Origin of the sequence: Stenotrophomonas sp. LC732 (genome assembly GCF_052446685.1) — a bacterium.
Classification (GTDB): Bacteria; Pseudomonadota; Gammaproteobacteria; order Xanthomonadales; family Xanthomonadaceae; genus Stenotrophomonas; species Stenotrophomonas muris.
The window spans coordinates 1,500,770-1,517,872 of sequence record NZ_CP199214.1; the positions used below are offsets into that span (position 1 = coordinate 1,500,770).

Genomic DNA, 17,103 nt, shown 5'->3' on the forward strand with positions numbered 1-17,103 from the left:
CATGGCGGCCTCGCTACTGGACAGGGTCATCGGCGCCATTTCTCCCCAGGCAGCCCTGAAGCGTCATCGCGCCAGGGCAACGCTGGATGCGGTGCGTGCCTACGAGGGCGCCTCACGCACTGACGGTTGGCGTGTTCGTAGGGCAGGGGCCAGCGCGAACGCCGATCACCTGGCAGACGCCCGCGAACTGCGCAACCGGGCTCGGGCGCTGGTGCAGAACGTTCCGTACTGCGCGCGGTCCCTCCAGGTGCTGGTGAGTGCAACGATCGGGACCGGCATTACTCCCAAGGCCGAAGGCCCAAACGCTTCCGCGCTGGACATCCTGTGGGGCCGCTGGGCCGATGTGGCGGATGCGGACGGAAAGTCGGACATTTACGGCCTTATGGCTACCGCGTATCGCGCGATGGAGCAGGACGGTGAGGTCATTATTCGCCGCCGCACCAGGCGTCAGTCGGACGGTCTTGCGGTCCCGCTGCAGCTTCAGGTGCTGGAGATCGACTGGCTGGATGGGAACAAGAACGGGTCTGCGTCGGGCGGTGGTCAGATCATCAACGGCATTGAGTACGACGCGATCGGCCGGATTCGCGGCTACTGGTTGTTCGGAGCGCATCCCGGTGAGGCTGTGCGTGGCTCTGTACGCTTGAGCAGTTCGTTGGTGCCGGCATCCGACATCATCCACCTCTACAACCCCGTCCGCCCGGGGCAGGGACGCGGCATTACGCGCTTCGCGCCGGTGATCGCGCGAGTGCGCGACCTGATGCTGTACGAAGACGCCGAGCTCGCGCGTAAGAACCTGGAAGCGCGGCTTGGTGTGATCGTCAGTGGCGACATCGACTCGATGTCCAACGCCGACGATGACGGCCCTTCGCAGCTCCGCTCAGATCGCGACCAGGTCACCGACCTTGGGCCACTGCCCAGCGGTGGGGTCACCCACATCACTGGTGCCACAGCCTTCCAGACTGTCGAGCCAAAGCCGGCAGGGGGCTACGTCGAGTATTGCAAGTTTAACGCGCACATCATCACTGCTGGCATCGGTGTCCCGTACGAGTCGGCCACCGGTGATATGCGTGAGGTGAACTTCTCCAGTGCCCGCATCCGGCAGATGGAGTTCCGTCGTGATTGCGAGCAGATGCAGTGGCTGGTGCTAGTCCCGCAGATGTGTAAGCCGATCTGGCGCTGGTTTGACGAAGCAGCTGCGCTTGGCGGTGGGGTCCGTTCCACGGGAAGCACTGCCGACTGGAGCACGCCGCGCTGGGACTACGTCAACCCCAAGCAAGACATCGAATCGGAAATCGCAGCGATGGGCGCCGGTCTCAACTCACCCAGTGAAGCGCTGCGTCGGCGTGGCTACGACCCGGATGCGGTGTACGTCGAGATGGGCAAGGACTTCAAGCGGATGAAAGAGACCGGCGCCCTCGGTCTGATGACTTTCCTTCAATCCAGTGGCGCCCGGACCGGCCTGGTCGACGCCTCAACAACCAACGAGGAATGACCATGCCCCAGCCAATCCAGGCTCCGACGCAGGACGGTACGACGCGCCTCATGCCCCCGCAGTTGCGTGAGGCCACGCTGCAGCCGACCAGCTTTGATAGCGAGGCACGCACGATCGAACTCCAGTGGACCGCCGGTACCCGTGTGCGCCGCTACGACTGGTGGAATGACACGTACTACTGGGAGGAGCTGGTCGTTGATGAGGCTGCCTGCAACATGGAGCGTCTGTCGTCTGGCGCTGCACCGGTCCTGGACAGCCATAACACCTGGGGCATCGGCTCACAGATGGGTGTGGTTGATCGCGCCTGGCTCTCCAATGGTGAAGGCCACGCCCTTATCCGTCTCTCCGGTCGCGAGGAGCTGGCCGGGGTAATCGCCGATATCGGTGCCGGAATCATTCGCAATATCTCGGTTGGTTACACCGTGCAGCGCTATGAGATCGAGCGCGCCGTCAACCCCGGCGATTTGCCGATCTACCGCGCGGTGGAGTGGACGCCGAGCGAGATCAGCTTCGTCACTGTGCCGGCCGACCCGGCAGCAGGTACCCGCAGCAATCAACCCGCACAGGGGACCCCCTGTGTATTCACCCGTAGCGCATCGTCGCAGGAGCACACCATGCCTCAGCCCGCCGCCCGCGCCGCCGAATCGGCGGTCCAGCAGGAACCCATCAACTACACCCCGGCTCCGGCAGCGCCGGCCGCAGCTCAGGCTCCGGAGGGTGACACGCGCGCAGCCGACATCGTGGAGCTGGCAGCTCGCCACGGCCAGACCGAGCATGCAGCTGGCTGGATTCGCGCTGGTCACTCGGTCGACCACGTGCGCGGCCTGATCTTGACCACGCTGGAGCAGCGCGACGCCGCTGCTGGCGGCAACATCAACCGCATCAGCGTCACTGAGGACGAGCAGGATCTGCAGCGCTCCGCTGTGACGCATGCGCTGCTGCACCGAGCACAGGTGATCGATCCCGCAACCAAGCGGATCTTCGCGCTCACTGGTGACAATCCAGTGCGCGGCCTGACCCTGATGGATCTGGCCCGTCGTAGCCTGGAGCGCTGCGGCGTACGCACCGATGGCATGGCGAAGCTGGAGCTGGTCGGCCGCGCGTTCACGCAGAGCGGCAGTGACTTCCCGGTGCTGCTCGAAAGCACGATGCACAAGGCACTGCAGGCGGCCTACGCCGTTGCGCCGGACACCTGGTCCCGCTGGTGCGTCACCGGCACCGTCAGTGATTTCCGCGAGCATTCGCGCTACCGCGTGGGCAGCATTGGCAACCTGGACAAGCTGACCGAGGCTGGCGAGTTCAAGAACAAGAAGATCCCGGACGGCGAGAAGGCAACCATCACCGCTGGCACCAAGGGCAACACCATCAACCTGACGCGTCAGGCGATCATCAACGACGACCTGGGTGCGTTCCTCGGCTTGGCGACCGCCTTCGGTCGTGCCGCAAAGCGGACCATTGAGGCCGACGCGTATGCGTTCCTCGCCAGCAATCCGAAGCTGGATTCCAACAAGACGCTGTTCCACGCCGACCACGGCAACATCCTGGCGGCAGCGGTGCCGAGCGTCACCTCGGTCGACGCGATGCGCGTCCAGCTGGCCCAGCAGAAGGACGTGGGCGGGAATGATGTGCTGGATCTGTCGCCGGCACTCTGGCTCGGTCCGACCAAATACGGCAGTGCCGCGCGTGTCACCAACAAGGCCGAGTACGACCCGGACGCTGAAGGGAAGCTGCAGCGCCCGAACGCTGTGCAGGGTCTCTTCCGCGACATCGTCGACACCGCGCGCATCAAGGACGACAAGTGGTACCTGTTCGCCGATCCGAACGACTGTCCGGCCATCGAGGTCGCATTCCTTGATGGGATCACCGAACCCTTCCTGGACTACGAGGAGGGGTTCACCGTCGACGGTGTGCGTTGGAAGGCACGCCTCGATTTCGGCATCGCCGCCCTCGACTATCGCGGCGTGCAGCGCTGCGGCTGATCCCCAACTGGAGCACTGAGACATGGCACAGAACTTCGTATCCGATGGGGACGTGATCCCTTGGACCAACACCACCGATCAGCCGGTTGCATCGGGTCAGCCAGTTGCCGTCGGGCACCAGCTGGGTGTCGCCCTGGTCAACGTCGCAGTCGGCGCGACCGGCAGCGTAGCCCTGGGCGGCGTGTTCACGCTGCCGAAGGTGCCGGCGGCGGTCTTCGAGCAAGGTGAAAAGCTGGTGTGGAGCGCGAGCGCCAAAGCATTCGACGGAAGCGCCGCGACCGCCGCTGCCGGCGACATCACCGGTGCGGCGTTTGCCTGGGCTGCCGGCTCTGCCGGTCAGGCGACGGCCGAGGTGCGGCTCTCGCCGGGCAACGCCACCAAGGCATAACCGAATAGGCCGGCACCGCTCACTGATGCCCGTGTGGCGTGAGCGGTGCCGGTTCTTCCACAGCGACAACGGGGAATCGCATGGGTACCACCGGCACGCCGCGCGGCGTACGCAACAACAATCCTGGCAACATCGACCGTACCAGTACGCCGTGGCAGGGTGAGGATCGGTCAGCTGCTGCCGTCGCCCGCGAGGCCCGCTTCTGCGTCTTCCTGACCCCGCAGGCGGGGTTCCGGGCCTTGGGCAAGACCCTGCTCACCTACCAGCGCAAGCATGGCCTGCGAACGGTGAAGGAGATCATCGGTCGCTGGGCGCCACCGGTGGAGAACAACACCACCGCATACGTGCAGCAAGTTGCTAACGCCGTAGGCGTGTCGCCGTCCGAAGTGATCCGGTTGGACAACCCTGTGACGCTGGGTCGTCTCGCGACCGCCATCGCCAAGCACGAGAACGGTGGCACGTACTGGAACGCCGACGTTGTCGCCGCAGGCATTGCCGAGGCGCTGAAATGATTGGGAGCGGCGTGGGGGATAGCGCACCTTGGTGGCTGGCTGCCAGCGCAGTCGCGCTATGGCTCGTCCGGGAGACGTGGGGTGCGGTTCTGGCGCGCCGAAAAGAGCGCACCGAAACCGACGCCAACGTGGATCTGCTGAACGGGCTCGTAGAGCGGGTGAAGTCGTTGGAGACGTCCCAAGCGGAGGTGGTCAAGCAGTACAACGAAGAGGTTCGCTTGCGCATGAAGGCGCAGGAGGATGCTCATCGCCTGCGGTTGCGTGTCATCTCGCTGGAGTCGGCGCTCAAGCAGTTGGGAGTGGTGGTCCCGCCTGTTGAGGAGTCTGTGGCATGACGCGGGTACTCCTAGCGCTACTGCTCGGTCTGAGCGTCTTGGTTATCTGGCAGAGGGGTTCGGTTGTTCAAGCTCACCGGGCTGCCGACATCGCCTTGGCTGCCCGGGACAGAGCCCGCAATGAGCGTGATGCCGCTGCGACGGCACTGGCCGATGCAAATGGTGTGCTTGCAGCAGAGCGCGGACGCGCTCAGGCAGCCAATGACTTGGCTGCCACATATGAGAAGGAAAAGAACGATGCACAGAAAGCCTCTGATCGTCTCGTCGCTGATCTTCGCGCTGGCAACCAGCGCCTGCACCAGCGTTGGCAAGCGTCCGTCGCCACCGCAGAGCTGTCCGAGGCCGCCGCTGCCGGCAGCCAGCCTGATGGTCGAGCCGACGACCGAATTGAAAGTGCGGGCCGAGCTATTGGCGCCGCCGCCCAGTGCGACGCCCAGGTGAGGGCGCTGCAGGCTTACGCGATGCTGTGTTCGGGAGGTGCGCGGTGAGCGAGCTGGAGTTCCTGCGTGACATGGACGCGACGATCCACGCCTCGTTAGCCCTTGCCGGCATGGCCTGCACGGCCAAGGTGACGGCGGTGAAGGACGGGACTGTCACTGAGGGTGTGAGGGTCTATGTCGATCGCGACGTAGAGACGATCGGCGAGCTGCGCCAGTTCGTCGCCGGCCGTGTCGAGGTGTCCTTTCTGCGTGTAGATGTCGAACCTGAGCAGGGCGACCGTGTAGAGGTTGGCGGTGAGGTGTTCGTGACTTCGAAGAAGCTCAGTGACGACGGCTCGCGCAGCGTCTGGCTGGTGCGCCGTGGCTGAGCGACCCGAACCCCTCTCCTGGCAGCTGGTCGAGTTCTTGCGCGGTCGAGTGCAGATGATCCAAGCCAGCGCCGGATTCCTCACCGACATAGGGGCGGGGCTGATCGTGGTCGACGATGCCGAGCTGGGTGAGGATCAGTCGGGACCAGCCACGCTCATTTCGGTCCAGCAGCTGTCGCGCACCGGCGGTGGCTCTGCCCAGGTCACCTCCGACGCCTCGGTCACGATTGAGTTTGAGGTGCCGCGAGAGAGCGGTGAGGTGAACCCTCGGCTGCTCGTGCACCGGGCCAGGTACGACCTGATTCGCGTGTTGACCTTCAACGACAAGCTGCTACCCAAGGGCATTACCACGTTTGAGTTGCTTCAAAGCCAGATGGCAACCATGGAAGACGACGCAGGGCATTCCGCCGTCGTCGCTCAGATCACCGCGCGGGCTGGTCTGACCGAGACCTTTGAGCCCGTCCCCAACCCGTAGGAGCAGCACCACCATGGCACAGCCCAAAGTCCGCAAGTTTGCAGGCGATCTGCGTTTCTGGGAGCACGGCGCGAACGGCGCCCGCGTTCCCGTCATCCCGGAGCCGGCCGACAAGTTCGGCAACCAGCCGCTGGAGCAGTCGTCGCTGACGTTCAGCTACGAAGCTGGCGACTCGGTGGAAATCAAGAGCAAGCGCCGCGACGCGCGCTATCAGCAGATCATCCACAAGGATTCCAACCCTGGTGTCACCAGTGTCTCGATCACCGCGCTGGAAGTTCCGCCGGCCATCCTGGCCCGCATGCTGTACGGCACGCTTGTGGCCACCCAGGTCGCCGCCGGCACCGCAACCGGCATTTCCGTGACCGTGGGTAGCGCGGACACGCCTGTGAAACTGCCGCACAACTTCCTTCTGGCCGACCCCGAACCGACTTTCAAGAAGGGCGCGGTCGACCTGGTAAAGGGCACGGATTACACCCTCGACTCGGCGCATGGCCTGCTGATCCCGAAATCCAGCGGCCAGCTGCAGGCGGGCGATACCGTCGTGGCGAACTACAAGTACGACGCATATCTGGAAACCGCCATCAGCGGCGGCACCACGCCGAGCAAGTCCTTCCAGATCCTGGGCGATATGCAGGACCGCATTAGCGGCGACGAGGGCCTGCTGACCATCCCGAACGTCGACCTGACCGTGGACGGCGACGTGGACTGGTTCAGCGATGAGCCGATCCAGGTAACCCTGACCGGCCCGGTGATCTTCCAGGCCGGCGAGGCCGATCTCTACACGTTCAAGATCGCAGCGCAGTCGGCGGGCTGAACGAGCTGTTGCCTTCGGCAAAAGGGAGGGCGCCCGAACGGCGCCCTCCCAGCATGAATCAGGAACGTTCAGTGGCGTCCAATCGCAACAACAACCTGCTCAAGTACTACGTCAGCGGTCGGCGGGCAAAGGGCTTCCACGGCCTCACCGACCTGGCTGGCGACGTGCTAAACCGCTACGACCTGTCGGTGCAGCGTGCCTTTGTTGGGCTGCAGCGCCGGGCCGGGCCGGCGACTGCACAGGAGGTGCGCGCCTCCTACAACATCCGGGCCTCGGCTCTGCGCGGTAAGTACCGAGTGGAGACAGGGGAGCGAGGTTACAGCACGGGCAAGCGCGGCAAGGATGATTTCCTCTCCATCTGGGCAAGCACGCGGCAGATTTCGCTGATCGAGTTCGGTGGCCGTTGGGCCGGCCGTAAGTCCAAAGGCGCGACAGCCAGCATTGGTCTGGGCGAATCAAAGACCTACGACGGTGCCTTCATAGCCACGATCAAGGGTCGCAGAGCCATCCGGGTGCGCAGCTGGGATCGGGCGCAGCAGAAGCGCCACGGCCGTGGCCCGGTTCGCATCCTGCGTGGACCCAGCCCGTTCGAGATGCTCTCCGGTGCTGATGGTAACAGTCGGGCCCTGGCGGCGCGCCGTCGCCTGATAGACCGTTTCCACACCACCTATCTGACTGAGTTGCGCCGTCAATGGCGCGTCAACGGAAACACCAATGGCTGATCGGCTGGAAGAAGCAATCCGCGTTGTCATCGAAACCCGGGGCCGCGAGGGTGTGGAAGAACTGCGCGCGGCGTTCGGCGATCTGGGTGACGTATCGGTCGAGACGGCTGGGAAAGCTTCCAAGCTTTTGGACTCGCTGACCGGCCTGAACGTAGCAGCTGCGAAAGCGGATGCGTACGACGGGATGCTGGCTGACCTTGCCGAGCTGGAGCAGCAGTTTGACGCCAACCAGAAAGCCGCGCTGGCCCTTAGCCTCGGCATCGGCGAGATGGAGAAGCCATCCCGTGAGGTACTGGCTACCCAGCGTGAGTTGCGCAAGGAGGGCGAGCGCCTGCAGAAGGCGCTCCATGAGCAGTGGGAAGCTGTCGCCAAGGCCGATAGCGAGCTGTCCTCGCTGGGCGTCAATACCGCCAACCTGGCCGATCACCAGCAGCGTCTGCGGGTCGAGGCAGCCCGTAGTGCAGCAGCACTCAGCGAGCAGGCCCGAGCCGCAGCTGCAGAGGCTGAGGCGGGGCGTCGGCGCAAACAGCTGATCGAGGAAGGCGACGCTGCCTTCCGCAAGCAGGCCAGTACCAGCAAGGCGGCGGCAAAGGCGTTGGCCGATTACCGAGAGCGCGCTGATGACGCCGCAGCCGGCAGCGGTGACCTGGCGTCGGCCACCGAGAGCACTGTTAGCTGGTTTGGCAGGCTCAAGGCGGTAGCCGCTGGCGCGATTGCATTTGTCGGTCTGAACCGAGTGGTCGATGGCATCAAGGCCATCGTGAAGGAAGGCAGCGACGCCGAGCAGGAGCTGGCGCAGCTGGAAGCGGCCCTACAAGCCACGGGACGCACCAGTGAGTTCACCGCGCAGAGCCTGGCCGCCATGCGCCAGCAGCTGCAGAGTGGGCTCTTTGACGATGGGCAGATCAGCGCCGCCCAGGTGCGCCTGCTGTCCTACACCAATATTGTAGGCGAGCAGTTCCCGGCAGCGATGCAGATCACCATCGACCAGGCCCAGCGGTTGGGCATGTCGCTGGAGCAGTCGGCCGAGGTTGTGGGCAAGGCGCTGCAGACGCCGTCTAAGGCTATGGAAAGCCTGAGCAAGCAAGGCTTCACGCTGGACGACAGCCAAAAGGCGCTTATCAAGAGCCTGGAGGCCACGGGTCAGGTCGCGCAGGCGCAGTCCATTATTCTGGACCTGCTTGCAGAGTCGTACGGCGGAGCGGCAGCAGCAGCGAAGGTGGGTACCATCGCAGGCCTGTGGAAGGCGGCCACTGATCGGTTCAAGGACTGGAAGCAGGAAGTTGCCGACCAGGGTGTGCTGACCTACTTCAAGGACCAGCTGAACACGCTTCTGACCACGCTGGATCGCCTTGCGGCCGATGGCAGCCTGTCGCGCTGGGCCAAGCAAACCGCCCAGGCCATCATCACCATGGCCGAGGCGGTAAATGGCACGACCCAGTGGGTTGTGGACCATGCGCGCGTGATCGGTCTGATGGCCGCCGCGTACGCTCAATTCAAGATCGTCGGCGCGCTGATCCAGCTGAACGCCTGGCGTGCCTCCCTGATTGCGACTACGAACGCTCAGATCGCCAACAACGCAGCGGTTGCCAGCGGAAGCCGTGGCATCGGTCGGTTTGGTGCGCTGTTGCGTGGTCTGCCAAAGATCGTGCCCATTACCGTCGCTGTACTGGGGCTGGAAGCGGCCATGGGCGGTCTGGATGTCCTCAAGACCGTGGCTCAGGATATCTGGAAGCAGCACGACCCGGCGCTGAAGCGTGCCGGTGAAGCGCAGCGGGCCTACATCAGCCAGGTACGCGACTCCGCGCTGCAGCTGCGTCAGCAGGCGGTGTCTTTCGTCGCATACCGTGACGTGGTCATCAAGTCAGCCGAAGAGGTTGCGAAGCTGGGCGAGGCCGAGCGGCAAGCCTACGAGAAGCGGCTGTCTGGTCTGGAGCAGTACCTCACCGCGCAGGAGGGGTTCCTGCTGATGCAGCAGAAGGCCGGTGTTGCGACGGCAGAGCAGCTGCAGCAGCTGGGCCAGGTCACACAGCGGTTGCTGGAAGTCTCCACGGGCTTCGCATCCCTGAAAACAGGTGTGAAGACCGCCGCTGATGCTCTATCCAACGGCATTGGTGGCGCTGCTCAGCAGGTTGTGGCGCAGCTTGAAGGGATTGATGGCAACGCCAAGCTGGCGGCTGAGTCCATCCGTAAGATGTTCTCCGGGCTCAACTTTGCCGATACGGCCAGCCTTGCCTCGGTAGGCGAAGCGCTGGGCTTCATCGCCACGCAAGGTGCTGCGGCCCAGCAGAACGTGCGTGATGGCCTTCTCGCGACGCTGCAGCAGCTGTCGGGTGAAGAACTCGCCCGGTTCCAGGGTGCGGCGCAGGCGGCATTCAGCTCGCTGCCGCAGGGGGCAGTGAACGCTGCGGCGGTGCTGCAGACCACTCTGCTTGCCGCGATGACCAAGCTGGGCGTGGCCTCGGGCCAGCTGGGGGTCAGCTTCACCCAGGCAGGTCGGGATGCCATCGCTGCGTTCGGTGCCGTCACAGAGAACGCCATTGCGACCGGCACGCAGATTGAGGCTGCGTTCAAAGCTGCCTTGGGAAATGTGGCAACACTGGACGAGGCACGTACCTTAGGCAGCCTGCTACAGGCTGCGGGCGAGCAAGGGCGCGTCGGCTTTGACTCGGCAGCGAGGTCGGCGGCCGCCTTGAGCGCACGGATTCGCGAGATCCAGGCCGGCCTCAACCCGCTTGCCGATGAGTTCAAACGGCTTGGTATCCAGTCGCAGCAGTCTCTGGATGCGGCCCGTGACTCTGCTTGGGAAGCCTTCGAGACCATCCGGCAGGGAGCGGCCAGCGGTAAAGCATCTGTCGAGGATGTCCGTCGTGCGTTCAGGGCGTACGCCGATACCGCAAAGGCAGCTGTCGCCGATAGTGATGCCTGGCGCCGGAGCCAGGTGCAGTCCCAGCTGGACGTTCAGGGCGCGATCTACGACACCAGCGATTCGATGGAGCAGCTTGGGACAAAGGGCGCCGCTGCGATGGGTCGAGTCGAGCAGGGTGCTCAGAAGGCGACTGACGCCATGCTCGACGTTAAACGCGCATCAGATGAGGCCGCGACCGGCGTTGAACGGGTCGCTGAGGGGGCTTCTGCGGCCGGAGGCAGCTTGGCGAGCGCCTCAAATGCCGCTCAGGGTTTCTCGCTGAGCATGGGTGAGATTTCGCAGAAGACGAGAGACATGTTGAGCCAGATGAGCGGCCCGAACAGCCTTCAGCAGTTCGCCAACATCTGGAACTCGCTGTACGCACAGCGACAGGAGCTTGCCAGGTACACCGAGGAGCAAAAGCAGTTGCTCGAAGGCATGGACGAACTCGCAGGCAAGCGAAAGGAGCTGGCCGAGCGCTTTGACCTGGTCGGCGCCAGCGAGCTCGATAGCGTGGTTCAGCTTGAGAACCAAATCGAAGCGAAGCGGCTGGAAAAGGAAAGGGCCGCGAAACAGGCGGCCGAGGAGCGGCGGAAAGCTGCTGTCGCTGAGGCGGAAGCACAGGCGAAAGCCGACGCCTCCCGGATCAAGGCGGGTGAGGCGAAGGAGCAGGTTCTGGTCATTGACTGGAAGGCGCCTAGCAAGGAGATCGTTGCTGGCGCGACTGCAGCCGAGCAGCAACAGGCCGAGCGCATCGCGAACATGGTTGCGCCACTGGTGCTCCGCAAGGTTCAGCAAAGCCGATCCGTGTCTGTGCGGGGGAGGCGCTGATGACGCGCATCATTCTGGGAGGCATCGACCTTCCTGCCGATCTCCAGTGGACCGATGAGTTCACCGCCTGGCGTATCGGTCAGCAAGCGCGCACGAGCTTGACCGGTGCGTTGATCGTTCAGGAATCGGCGCGACAGGCTGGACGCCCGATCACCTTGAAAACTTCTCGTGACGGGACGGCATACGTTGGCGTGGTGGACCTTCCAACCCTCCGAGCCCTTCAGGAAAGCGAAAGCGAGGCGCGCCTGGCGCCCATCAATCTCATCATGCCCGCGCACAACGGCGGGGACCGCCCCTTCCAGGTGCGCTGGCGCCGAACCGATGGCCCGGCGATCGAAGTTGAGCCGACTCGCTTCGCAGTACCGGCACTCGATGCCGACCTCTTCTCTATCACTCTTCGCCTTATGACGGTGTAATACATGACGATCTCTGCTATCGATATCAAGCTGCGCCAGTCGCAGCGACTCACCGACAACCCCGACGGTGGTGGCCGGATGGTGCAAGCCGAGATCATCGACGGCGCCATGAACAATCTGTTTCCCGACATCGGTGATGAAGAACGCACAACGGGGCGAACGACTCTGCGCAAGTTGTTCGTACACCTGGATACGGCAGCGCCGGACGTCCTGAAGGATGCGATCGGCGTGCTGATCGACCCGCCGAGCGACCCTCGTGTGACCGTGAGCATGTTCGCGACCGGGTCGTACAGCGATGTTCGGCTGGACGCAAAGAACCGCGTCGAGAGCTACATCACGCGCGGTACCGAGTCCAGATTCATCCTGATGGGCAACCATTTCAGCGGGCAGATGACGATGCTGGTCTATACCACGTCAGATGCGCCCAGCCCCGACATCAATGACAACTTCAGCCTGTTGACTCTCGCCGGCTCCGGGCATGACGAGGCGGAGCAGTACGTTCGTGTGAAAACTGTCCTCTCCAGGACCACTCGCACCTTCACGGACGATCAGGGCGCATTCGAGCGCGATGTTCTCGTGATCGAGTTGATCAACCCGCTGCTGCGGAACTTCTTCGGACAAGAGGTCGTGCGCTACAGCGCAACAAAGCCGGCCACCCGCGTGTATGAGACAAACGTGGTTGACGCGACGAGCTATCACAGCGTCAAGCGCCTCTCTGCGGCTGCCAAGCCTGGCGACCTCTCTGTGGTGGTCGACACGCCGTATGTTCCGATTGTCCCCACCTCCACGGCGGAGACGCCGGTGAGCGACGTTCTGGCTGGTATGGGCACCATCAGTCACGTGCAGTCCGGCCCGGTCGGGAGCTTGAGCCAAACGTTCTCGGCGAGCTTCAACGCAGGTGTGCCAGTCAACCGCTACCTGGGCACCGGAATGGCCGTTGGCAGCATCAAGGTCATGGCTGGGAGCGTCGAGCTGGTAGATGACGGCAGCGGTGGCCTGGTATCTGCGGCCGTGACTCCCTGGGGTGGCAGCGTTGACTATCAATCCGGCGTGATATCCATCTCGCACGCGACGGGCGCTGGATTGACCAGCCTGAGCATCTCCGCCACTCCTGCCGGCTCAATCTCTGTGCAGGGCTACACCGACGAGATCACGGTGACCCAAAACAACCAGGGAATGGTCTGGTTGATGCAGCTGACCCCTCTGCCGGCGCCTGGGACGGTCACTGTCGACTATCGGGCTCTGGGGCGTTGGGTGAGGCTGAGCGACAACGGGAAGGGGCAGCTGGTTGGCAAGCCGGGTCAGGGCGGTGGCACGATCAACTACATGACCGGCTCGGTCGTCCTGACGGCCGGGGCTTTGCCGGACCTGAAGAGCAGCATCATTGGCGCGTGGGGCACGGCGGTTGTGGCAGAGCCTCGGACGGGCGATGCCGCCATTTTGCCGCCCGCGTTGCACTTCACGTTGGGGGAGGGGACCGCGATCCCGGGCAGTGTTCACATGCTGCTCCGCGTCGGCGGGGCTGACATCGAGGTGACCGATAACGGCGTGGGTGGTCTGCTTGTCGGGGGACAGCTACGCGGCTCGATCGCGTATGCCACAGGTGAGGTAACGCTGCGGCCGGCGACCCTGCCGGACGCTGATAGCCAGGTCGCGGTCACATATGACTGGGGCCAGCAGCTCAATGCGGCGCCACAGCCGGTGCCGGACGGCTCCGGGATCGTCTCATTTGTGCTGCCGCAAGGGCCTGTGCGGCCGGGCTCGGTTCTCCTTGACTGGGTGATCAGCGTGCGCCGCGATCGCGACGACATCTCGTCAGCGCCGCAGCCAATGCGCGCGATCGCCAGGGACGATGGCAATGGAAACCTGCGGGCCGTCTCGGTCGGTGATGCCAGTGCCGACACGGTGTTGGGCTCGGTGAACTATGCGACCGGGGCGGTAAGCCTGCAGGCTGGAAAGTTCATGGTCCGCCAGGTGTCCTACCCGCAGTACGAGCTTCAGTCCGGTCGGCTGAAGGTGGTGGGGTACGGCCGCTTGGATGTGCTCGCTGAGTTTTCTGCTGGCACTATCATCTCAGTCGCTTGGCTGTTGTCGGGCGACTCCTCGCAGCAAGCGCAGGAGAGCTTGCCGCTGCCCGCGATGCAGCTGCAGCTGACGCCCACCATCAGTGATAGCGTCGTTCCTGGTAGCGTGCGCTTCAGTTTCCGTGGGCGGACATACGTGGACCGCAGCGGCGGCCTGTATCACAGCATCGACCCTGCCACTGGTGCGGGTGTTTACGCCGGCACGATCGACTACACGTCCGGAGTGGTGAATCTGTCGCAGTGGGTGCCGGGCGGAAGCAACCAAGTCCAGATCCTCTCCCTGCTGACCCGCATCGCTGACCCGGGCGTTGCGTTCATCTTCTTCCGCGCGCCGGGCTCCCCTTTGCGACCGGGTATGTTCACGTTGAGGGCCAGCCGCCTCGACGGTGAGCTGCTGACTGCGACGGCTGATATCAATGGTGATATCGCCACCTCCCAGATGCGGGGCACGGTCGATTGGGAGAGCGGTGTCGTCAAGGTGCAGTTCGGCGAGCTCGTGCCCGTCGCCGGCAATGAGGGAATGCCCTGGTTCGACCCCGCATTGGTGGAAGGGGGCCGCGTCTGGCGGCCGGCTCTGGTCCTGCCTGGCTCGATTTACATGGGAGCCGTCGTCTATCGGTCTATCCCCCTGTCTGAGGTCGTGATCGGCCTCTCATCTGTTCGCCTTCCCAGCGACGGCCGTGTTCCAGCGTTCAAGCCCGGGCAGACGGTCCTGATTCACCACACGGCAAAGCACAGCGTTGCGGAGCCCCAGGCGAATCAGGTGCTGAGCTTTGGCCGGACGCGTATCGCAGGGCTGGAAGTCAGGGACGCGGCTGGGAAGCCCGTGGATAGCGCTTGGTACACCGCTGACCTTGATGCAGGGAGCCTGACCTTCAGCGATCCGCTCAACCTTTCCGCATACACGCTGCCAATCGTAGTGAGCGAGCGTGTCGAGGACCGGCGTTTGGTGGTCCAGCCGCAGATCACAGGAGAAATTGAAATCAACACCGGCTTGACCCACGACTACCCAGCTGGCGAATCCCTCATCAGTACGGCGCTGCGGCTTGGCGAGGCGAATGGATCACTGGACCTGCAGGCGCGGGTCGAGAGCCTGTTCGATCAGGCCGCGTGGACCGGAGCCTGGAGCAACATTCCGATTGGCAGCCCGGCGCCTGGCACCTACAACGACACGGACTTCCCTCTCGACGTGACCAACAGCGACGCCATAACGGAAAGGTGGGCTGTGCGGTTCACCAGTTCGACGAATTTTGAAGTCATGGGGGAGACGGTGGGCGTGATCGCCACTGGGAGTACCACAACGGACCTTGCGCCCATCAACCCTCGCACCAACAAGGCGTACTTCAGCATGCGGGCTGCTGGCTGGGGTGGTGGTTGGTCGGTGAACAATGTCGTGCGATTCAATACCGTGGGCGGCTTGGCACCGGTGTGGATGGCGCGGACCACGCTACCTGGTACGCCGGCAGGCGCGACCGACTCCACACGGCTGATGGTCGTGGGCAACGTTGCTGGAGGTGCCCAGTGACGTTGATACCTATCGTCTACCGCAGCACTGATCCGGGAGCGCCTATTCTTAACGGCCAGGCCGGCTCATTGCTTGCCGTGCTCAACGCGATCCTGGTGACAGGGTATGGGGATGGAGCATCCGCGAAGCCTGGCGCAGGCTGGACTCGCCCCTACGCCAGTTCTTCTGTGCAGGTGTTCCGAAACAGTGCTACGACGGGCTCTGGCACCTATTTGCGAGTGCGCGACGATGCATCGGCTGCAACGTTGAACACGGGTTGTCTGGCTCAATTGTTTGCCTACAGTTCGATGTCCGACATTGACACCGGCGCGGATCAAACCCCCAGCGCTGCGCTACAGGCCCGTGGCTCATTCATTGCGAAGGCGCCGACAACAACCGCCGACGCTCGGAGCTGGATTGCCATAGCGACGGAGATTGGTTTCTACCTTTTTACGGCGTGGAGCAACTTTGGCAACGGCCTTGGCCCCTATTACTACGGCGACATTGACACGACAGTATCGGGCGATGTTTTCCCCTTCGTGATGTTCGGTTCGAACGATCTGACGTTCTACACCCCGGCTTGGAACGCCGACGTCTGCTCGTTGTTCTTTGCATCGCCTTTAGGAGTCGCGGTCGAAGGAGTGTCCAGTCGCGACAATTCGTACGTTCCCGGTGGATTTGTGGTGCGCAGCTACAGCGGCGGGCAGAATGCTCCAGGTCGGGTCGCCACTACTGGGATCGATCCGCCTGCAGGTGGGCAGAACAGGCGTTCATATGGCTCCGGGGCATACCCTGTGGGCCCAGACCGTGCGCACGGGGGATACAACTACATGCGCGCAGCAGTGCGTGAAGCGCCGTTCGCCTTGCGTGGTCACTTGCCGGGAATTTTGGTGCCGCTGCATGCCCGGCCGCACGCAGAGGGCAGCGTAGTGCCCTTCATCGAAGGAATCGGGCTCGGCCAATGGCTGGCTGTGAACTACAACGTTGTAGAGCCCGATGTCGCCGATCGCAACGGCCAAGTGCTGTTCCGCCTGGATGCGCCCTGGCGATGATTCATGGAACCTTCTATCGCAGTTGGGGTCCCCGAGGCGGCGACGGCTTCCTCGGCGGAAACGCGCCGGAGGGCGAGGACGACGGCCGGGCGAAGATCATGAATGTGCCGAGTCGCGTGTACATCCAGGTTTATGCGATGCAGGACGCCGTCACCTTCCAGTACCTCGCGTCAGTACTGAGCGGCCCAGATGGCGTGTGGCGTCTTCAAGGTATCGATCGAAAGCTGAGGTACCGGCTGATCGGTACTGATGTGGCTGGCAGGGTCAACTCAGCCATCCAAGACGGGGTAGTGCCGGCAAAGATGGAGCCATGATGGCCCAGGGTGGGGCGTTTGTTCGGCTGAACCTTGGTCCGCGCTTCGGTGGCAGTGGCGGCTTCGCGTCACTGAATCTCGGTGTCGACTGGGATGAGAATCCTGTTGAGCCCGTATTGCGAGGTCTTTCGCTAGCCGCCGCTATCACCTGGAGGGGGGCTGCACAGGCCACGCGCTTGACCAGTGTCGGCTGGGGAGCGTCCACGTCCCTTCGGTGCTTGCGGCTCGTGCCATGGGGAGGCGCGTCGCGCGTCGATGGTTCTACATCAGTGGCTTGGGATGTTGCCCCACGCATAGCCGGCCAAGTCGGTCTGCGATGGGGAAATGCCGCTCGTACGGGCGAGGACATCCTGCTCATGTGGAGCGGGTTGCCGCAGGCGTCCCGATGCCTTCTAGCGTCATGGCGAGGCTGGCTCAGCGTTGCGGGGACCTGCTGTCGCATCGTGTGGATGCGCGGCTCGCCTGTCCG

At 63.7% G+C, this 17,103-nt stretch carries 15 protein-coding genes; all 15 read left to right on the top strand.

The features are described 5' to 3' along the window. The first annotated feature begins 1 nt into the window (after position 1). Positions 2–1,492 carry a phage portal protein gene (locus tag ACT6SE_RS07305; RefSeq protein ID WP_444811123.1) on the top strand — a complete coding sequence of 497 codons (1,491 nt, stop codon included), beginning with the start codon at positions 2–4 and terminating at the stop codon, positions 1,490–1,492. Beyond that, positions 1,489–3,471 (top strand): prohead protease/major capsid protein fusion protein, encoded by a 1,983-nt coding sequence (locus tag ACT6SE_RS07310; protein ID WP_444811124.1) that lies wholly within the window; start codon positions 1,489–1,491, stop codon positions 3,469–3,471. The genes ACT6SE_RS07305 and ACT6SE_RS07310 overlap by 4 nt, the downstream gene beginning before the upstream one ends. 22 nt (positions 3,472–3,493) lie before the next feature. Further along, entirely contained in the window at positions 3,494–3,859 is a 366-nt protein-coding gene (locus ACT6SE_RS07315; protein ID WP_015994696.1) for a DUF2190 family protein, read from the top strand. Positions 3,860–3,939: 80 nt separating this feature from the next. Further along, on the top strand, positions 3,940–4,371 hold the full coding sequence (locus tag ACT6SE_RS07320) for a virion protein (protein ID WP_015994697.1): 432 nt from the start codon (positions 3,940–3,942) through the stop codon (positions 4,369–4,371). After that, positions 4,368–4,706, top strand: coding sequence for a hypothetical protein (locus tag ACT6SE_RS07325; protein ID WP_015994698.1), 339 nt, complete (start codon positions 4,368–4,370; stop codon positions 4,704–4,706). Before ACT6SE_RS07320 ends, ACT6SE_RS07325 begins: the two co-directional genes overlap by 4 nt. Then, positions 4,703–5,194 (top strand): Rz like protein, encoded by a 492-nt coding sequence (locus tag ACT6SE_RS07330; protein WP_015994699.1) that lies wholly within the window; start codon positions 4,703–4,705, stop codon positions 5,192–5,194. Before ACT6SE_RS07325 ends, ACT6SE_RS07330 begins: the two co-directional genes overlap by 4 nt. Further along, positions 5,191–5,514, top strand: coding sequence for a head-tail joining protein (locus tag ACT6SE_RS07335; protein WP_015994701.1), 324 nt, complete (start codon positions 5,191–5,193; stop codon positions 5,512–5,514). The genes ACT6SE_RS07330 and ACT6SE_RS07335 overlap by 4 nt, the downstream gene beginning before the upstream one ends. Before the next feature lie 55 nt (positions 5,515–5,569). Continuing rightward, positions 5,570–5,989, top strand: coding sequence for a hypothetical protein (locus ACT6SE_RS07340; protein ID WP_444811125.1), 420 nt, complete (start codon positions 5,570–5,572; stop codon positions 5,987–5,989). Positions 5,990–6,002: 13 nt separating this feature from the next. Continuing rightward, entirely contained in the window at positions 6,003–6,803 is an 801-nt protein-coding gene (locus tag ACT6SE_RS07345) for a hypothetical protein (RefSeq protein ID WP_444811126.1), read from the top strand. Between the two features lie 53 nt (positions 6,804–6,856). Further along, on the top strand, positions 6,857–7,525 hold the full coding sequence (locus ACT6SE_RS07350) for a hypothetical protein (protein WP_015994704.1): 669 nt from the start codon (positions 6,857–6,859) through the stop codon (positions 7,523–7,525). Beyond that, positions 7,518–11,264: a Laminin subunit alpha-2 gene (locus ACT6SE_RS07355; RefSeq protein WP_444811127.1), complete on the top strand. Its 3,747-nt coding sequence runs from the start codon at positions 7,518–7,520 to the stop codon at positions 11,262–11,264. The genes ACT6SE_RS07350 and ACT6SE_RS07355 overlap by 8 nt, the downstream gene beginning before the upstream one ends. Continuing rightward, on the top strand, positions 11,264–11,680 hold the full coding sequence (locus tag ACT6SE_RS07360; RefSeq protein ID WP_015994706.1) for a hypothetical protein: 417 nt from the start codon (positions 11,264–11,266) through the stop codon (positions 11,678–11,680). Before ACT6SE_RS07355 ends, ACT6SE_RS07360 begins: the two co-directional genes overlap by 1 nt. A gap of 3 nt (positions 11,681–11,683) precedes the next feature. Continuing rightward, positions 11,684–15,289, top strand: a complete 3,606-nt coding sequence (locus ACT6SE_RS07365) for a hypothetical protein (RefSeq protein ID WP_444811128.1) — start codon at positions 11,684–11,686, stop codon at positions 15,287–15,289. Next, entirely contained in the window at positions 15,286–16,320 is a 1,035-nt protein-coding gene (locus tag ACT6SE_RS07370) for a hypothetical protein (protein ID WP_279934255.1), read from the top strand. Before ACT6SE_RS07365 ends, ACT6SE_RS07370 begins: the two co-directional genes overlap by 4 nt. After that, on the top strand, positions 16,317–16,634 hold the full coding sequence (locus tag ACT6SE_RS07375) for a hypothetical protein (RefSeq protein ID WP_414607136.1): 318 nt from the start codon (positions 16,317–16,319) through the stop codon (positions 16,632–16,634). Before ACT6SE_RS07370 ends, ACT6SE_RS07375 begins: the two co-directional genes overlap by 4 nt. Positions 16,635–17,103: the final 469 nt, after the last annotated feature.

What these genes read in the sequence shown, in the direction of transcription:
- ACT6SE_RS07305 (WP_444811123.1), top strand. Translation starts at nt 2, where the DNA reads ATGGCGGCCTCGCTACTGGACAGGGTCATCGGCGCCATTTCTCCCCAG.
- ACT6SE_RS07310 (WP_444811124.1), top strand. Translation starts at nt 1,489, where the DNA reads ATGACCATGCCCCAGCCAATCCAGGCTCCGACGCAGGACGGTACGACG.
- ACT6SE_RS07315 (WP_015994696.1), top strand. Translation starts at nt 3,494, where the DNA reads ATGGCACAGAACTTCGTATCCGATGGGGACGTGATCCCTTGGACCAAC.
- ACT6SE_RS07320 (WP_015994697.1), top strand. Translation starts at nt 3,940, where the DNA reads ATGGGTACCACCGGCACGCCGCGCGGCGTACGCAACAACAATCCTGGC.
- ACT6SE_RS07325 (WP_015994698.1), top strand. Translation starts at nt 4,368, where the DNA reads ATGATTGGGAGCGGCGTGGGGGATAGCGCACCTTGGTGGCTGGCTGCC.
- ACT6SE_RS07330 (WP_015994699.1), top strand. Translation starts at nt 4,703, where the DNA reads ATGACGCGGGTACTCCTAGCGCTACTGCTCGGTCTGAGCGTCTTGGTT.
- ACT6SE_RS07340 (WP_444811125.1), top strand. Translation starts at nt 5,570, where the DNA reads ATGATCCAAGCCAGCGCCGGATTCCTCACCGACATAGGGGCGGGGCTG.
- ACT6SE_RS07345 (WP_444811126.1), top strand. Translation starts at nt 6,003, where the DNA reads ATGGCACAGCCCAAAGTCCGCAAGTTTGCAGGCGATCTGCGTTTCTGG.
- ACT6SE_RS07350 (WP_015994704.1), top strand. Translation starts at nt 6,857, where the DNA reads ATGAATCAGGAACGTTCAGTGGCGTCCAATCGCAACAACAACCTGCTC.
- ACT6SE_RS07355 (WP_444811127.1), top strand. Translation starts at nt 7,518, where the DNA reads ATGGCTGATCGGCTGGAAGAAGCAATCCGCGTTGTCATCGAAACCCGG.
- ACT6SE_RS07360 (WP_015994706.1), top strand. Translation starts at nt 11,264, where the DNA reads ATGACGCGCATCATTCTGGGAGGCATCGACCTTCCTGCCGATCTCCAG.
- ACT6SE_RS07365 (WP_444811128.1), top strand. Translation starts at nt 11,684, where the DNA reads ATGACGATCTCTGCTATCGATATCAAGCTGCGCCAGTCGCAGCGACTC.
- ACT6SE_RS07375 (WP_414607136.1), top strand. Translation starts at nt 16,317, where the DNA reads ATGATTCATGGAACCTTCTATCGCAGTTGGGGTCCCCGAGGCGGCGAC.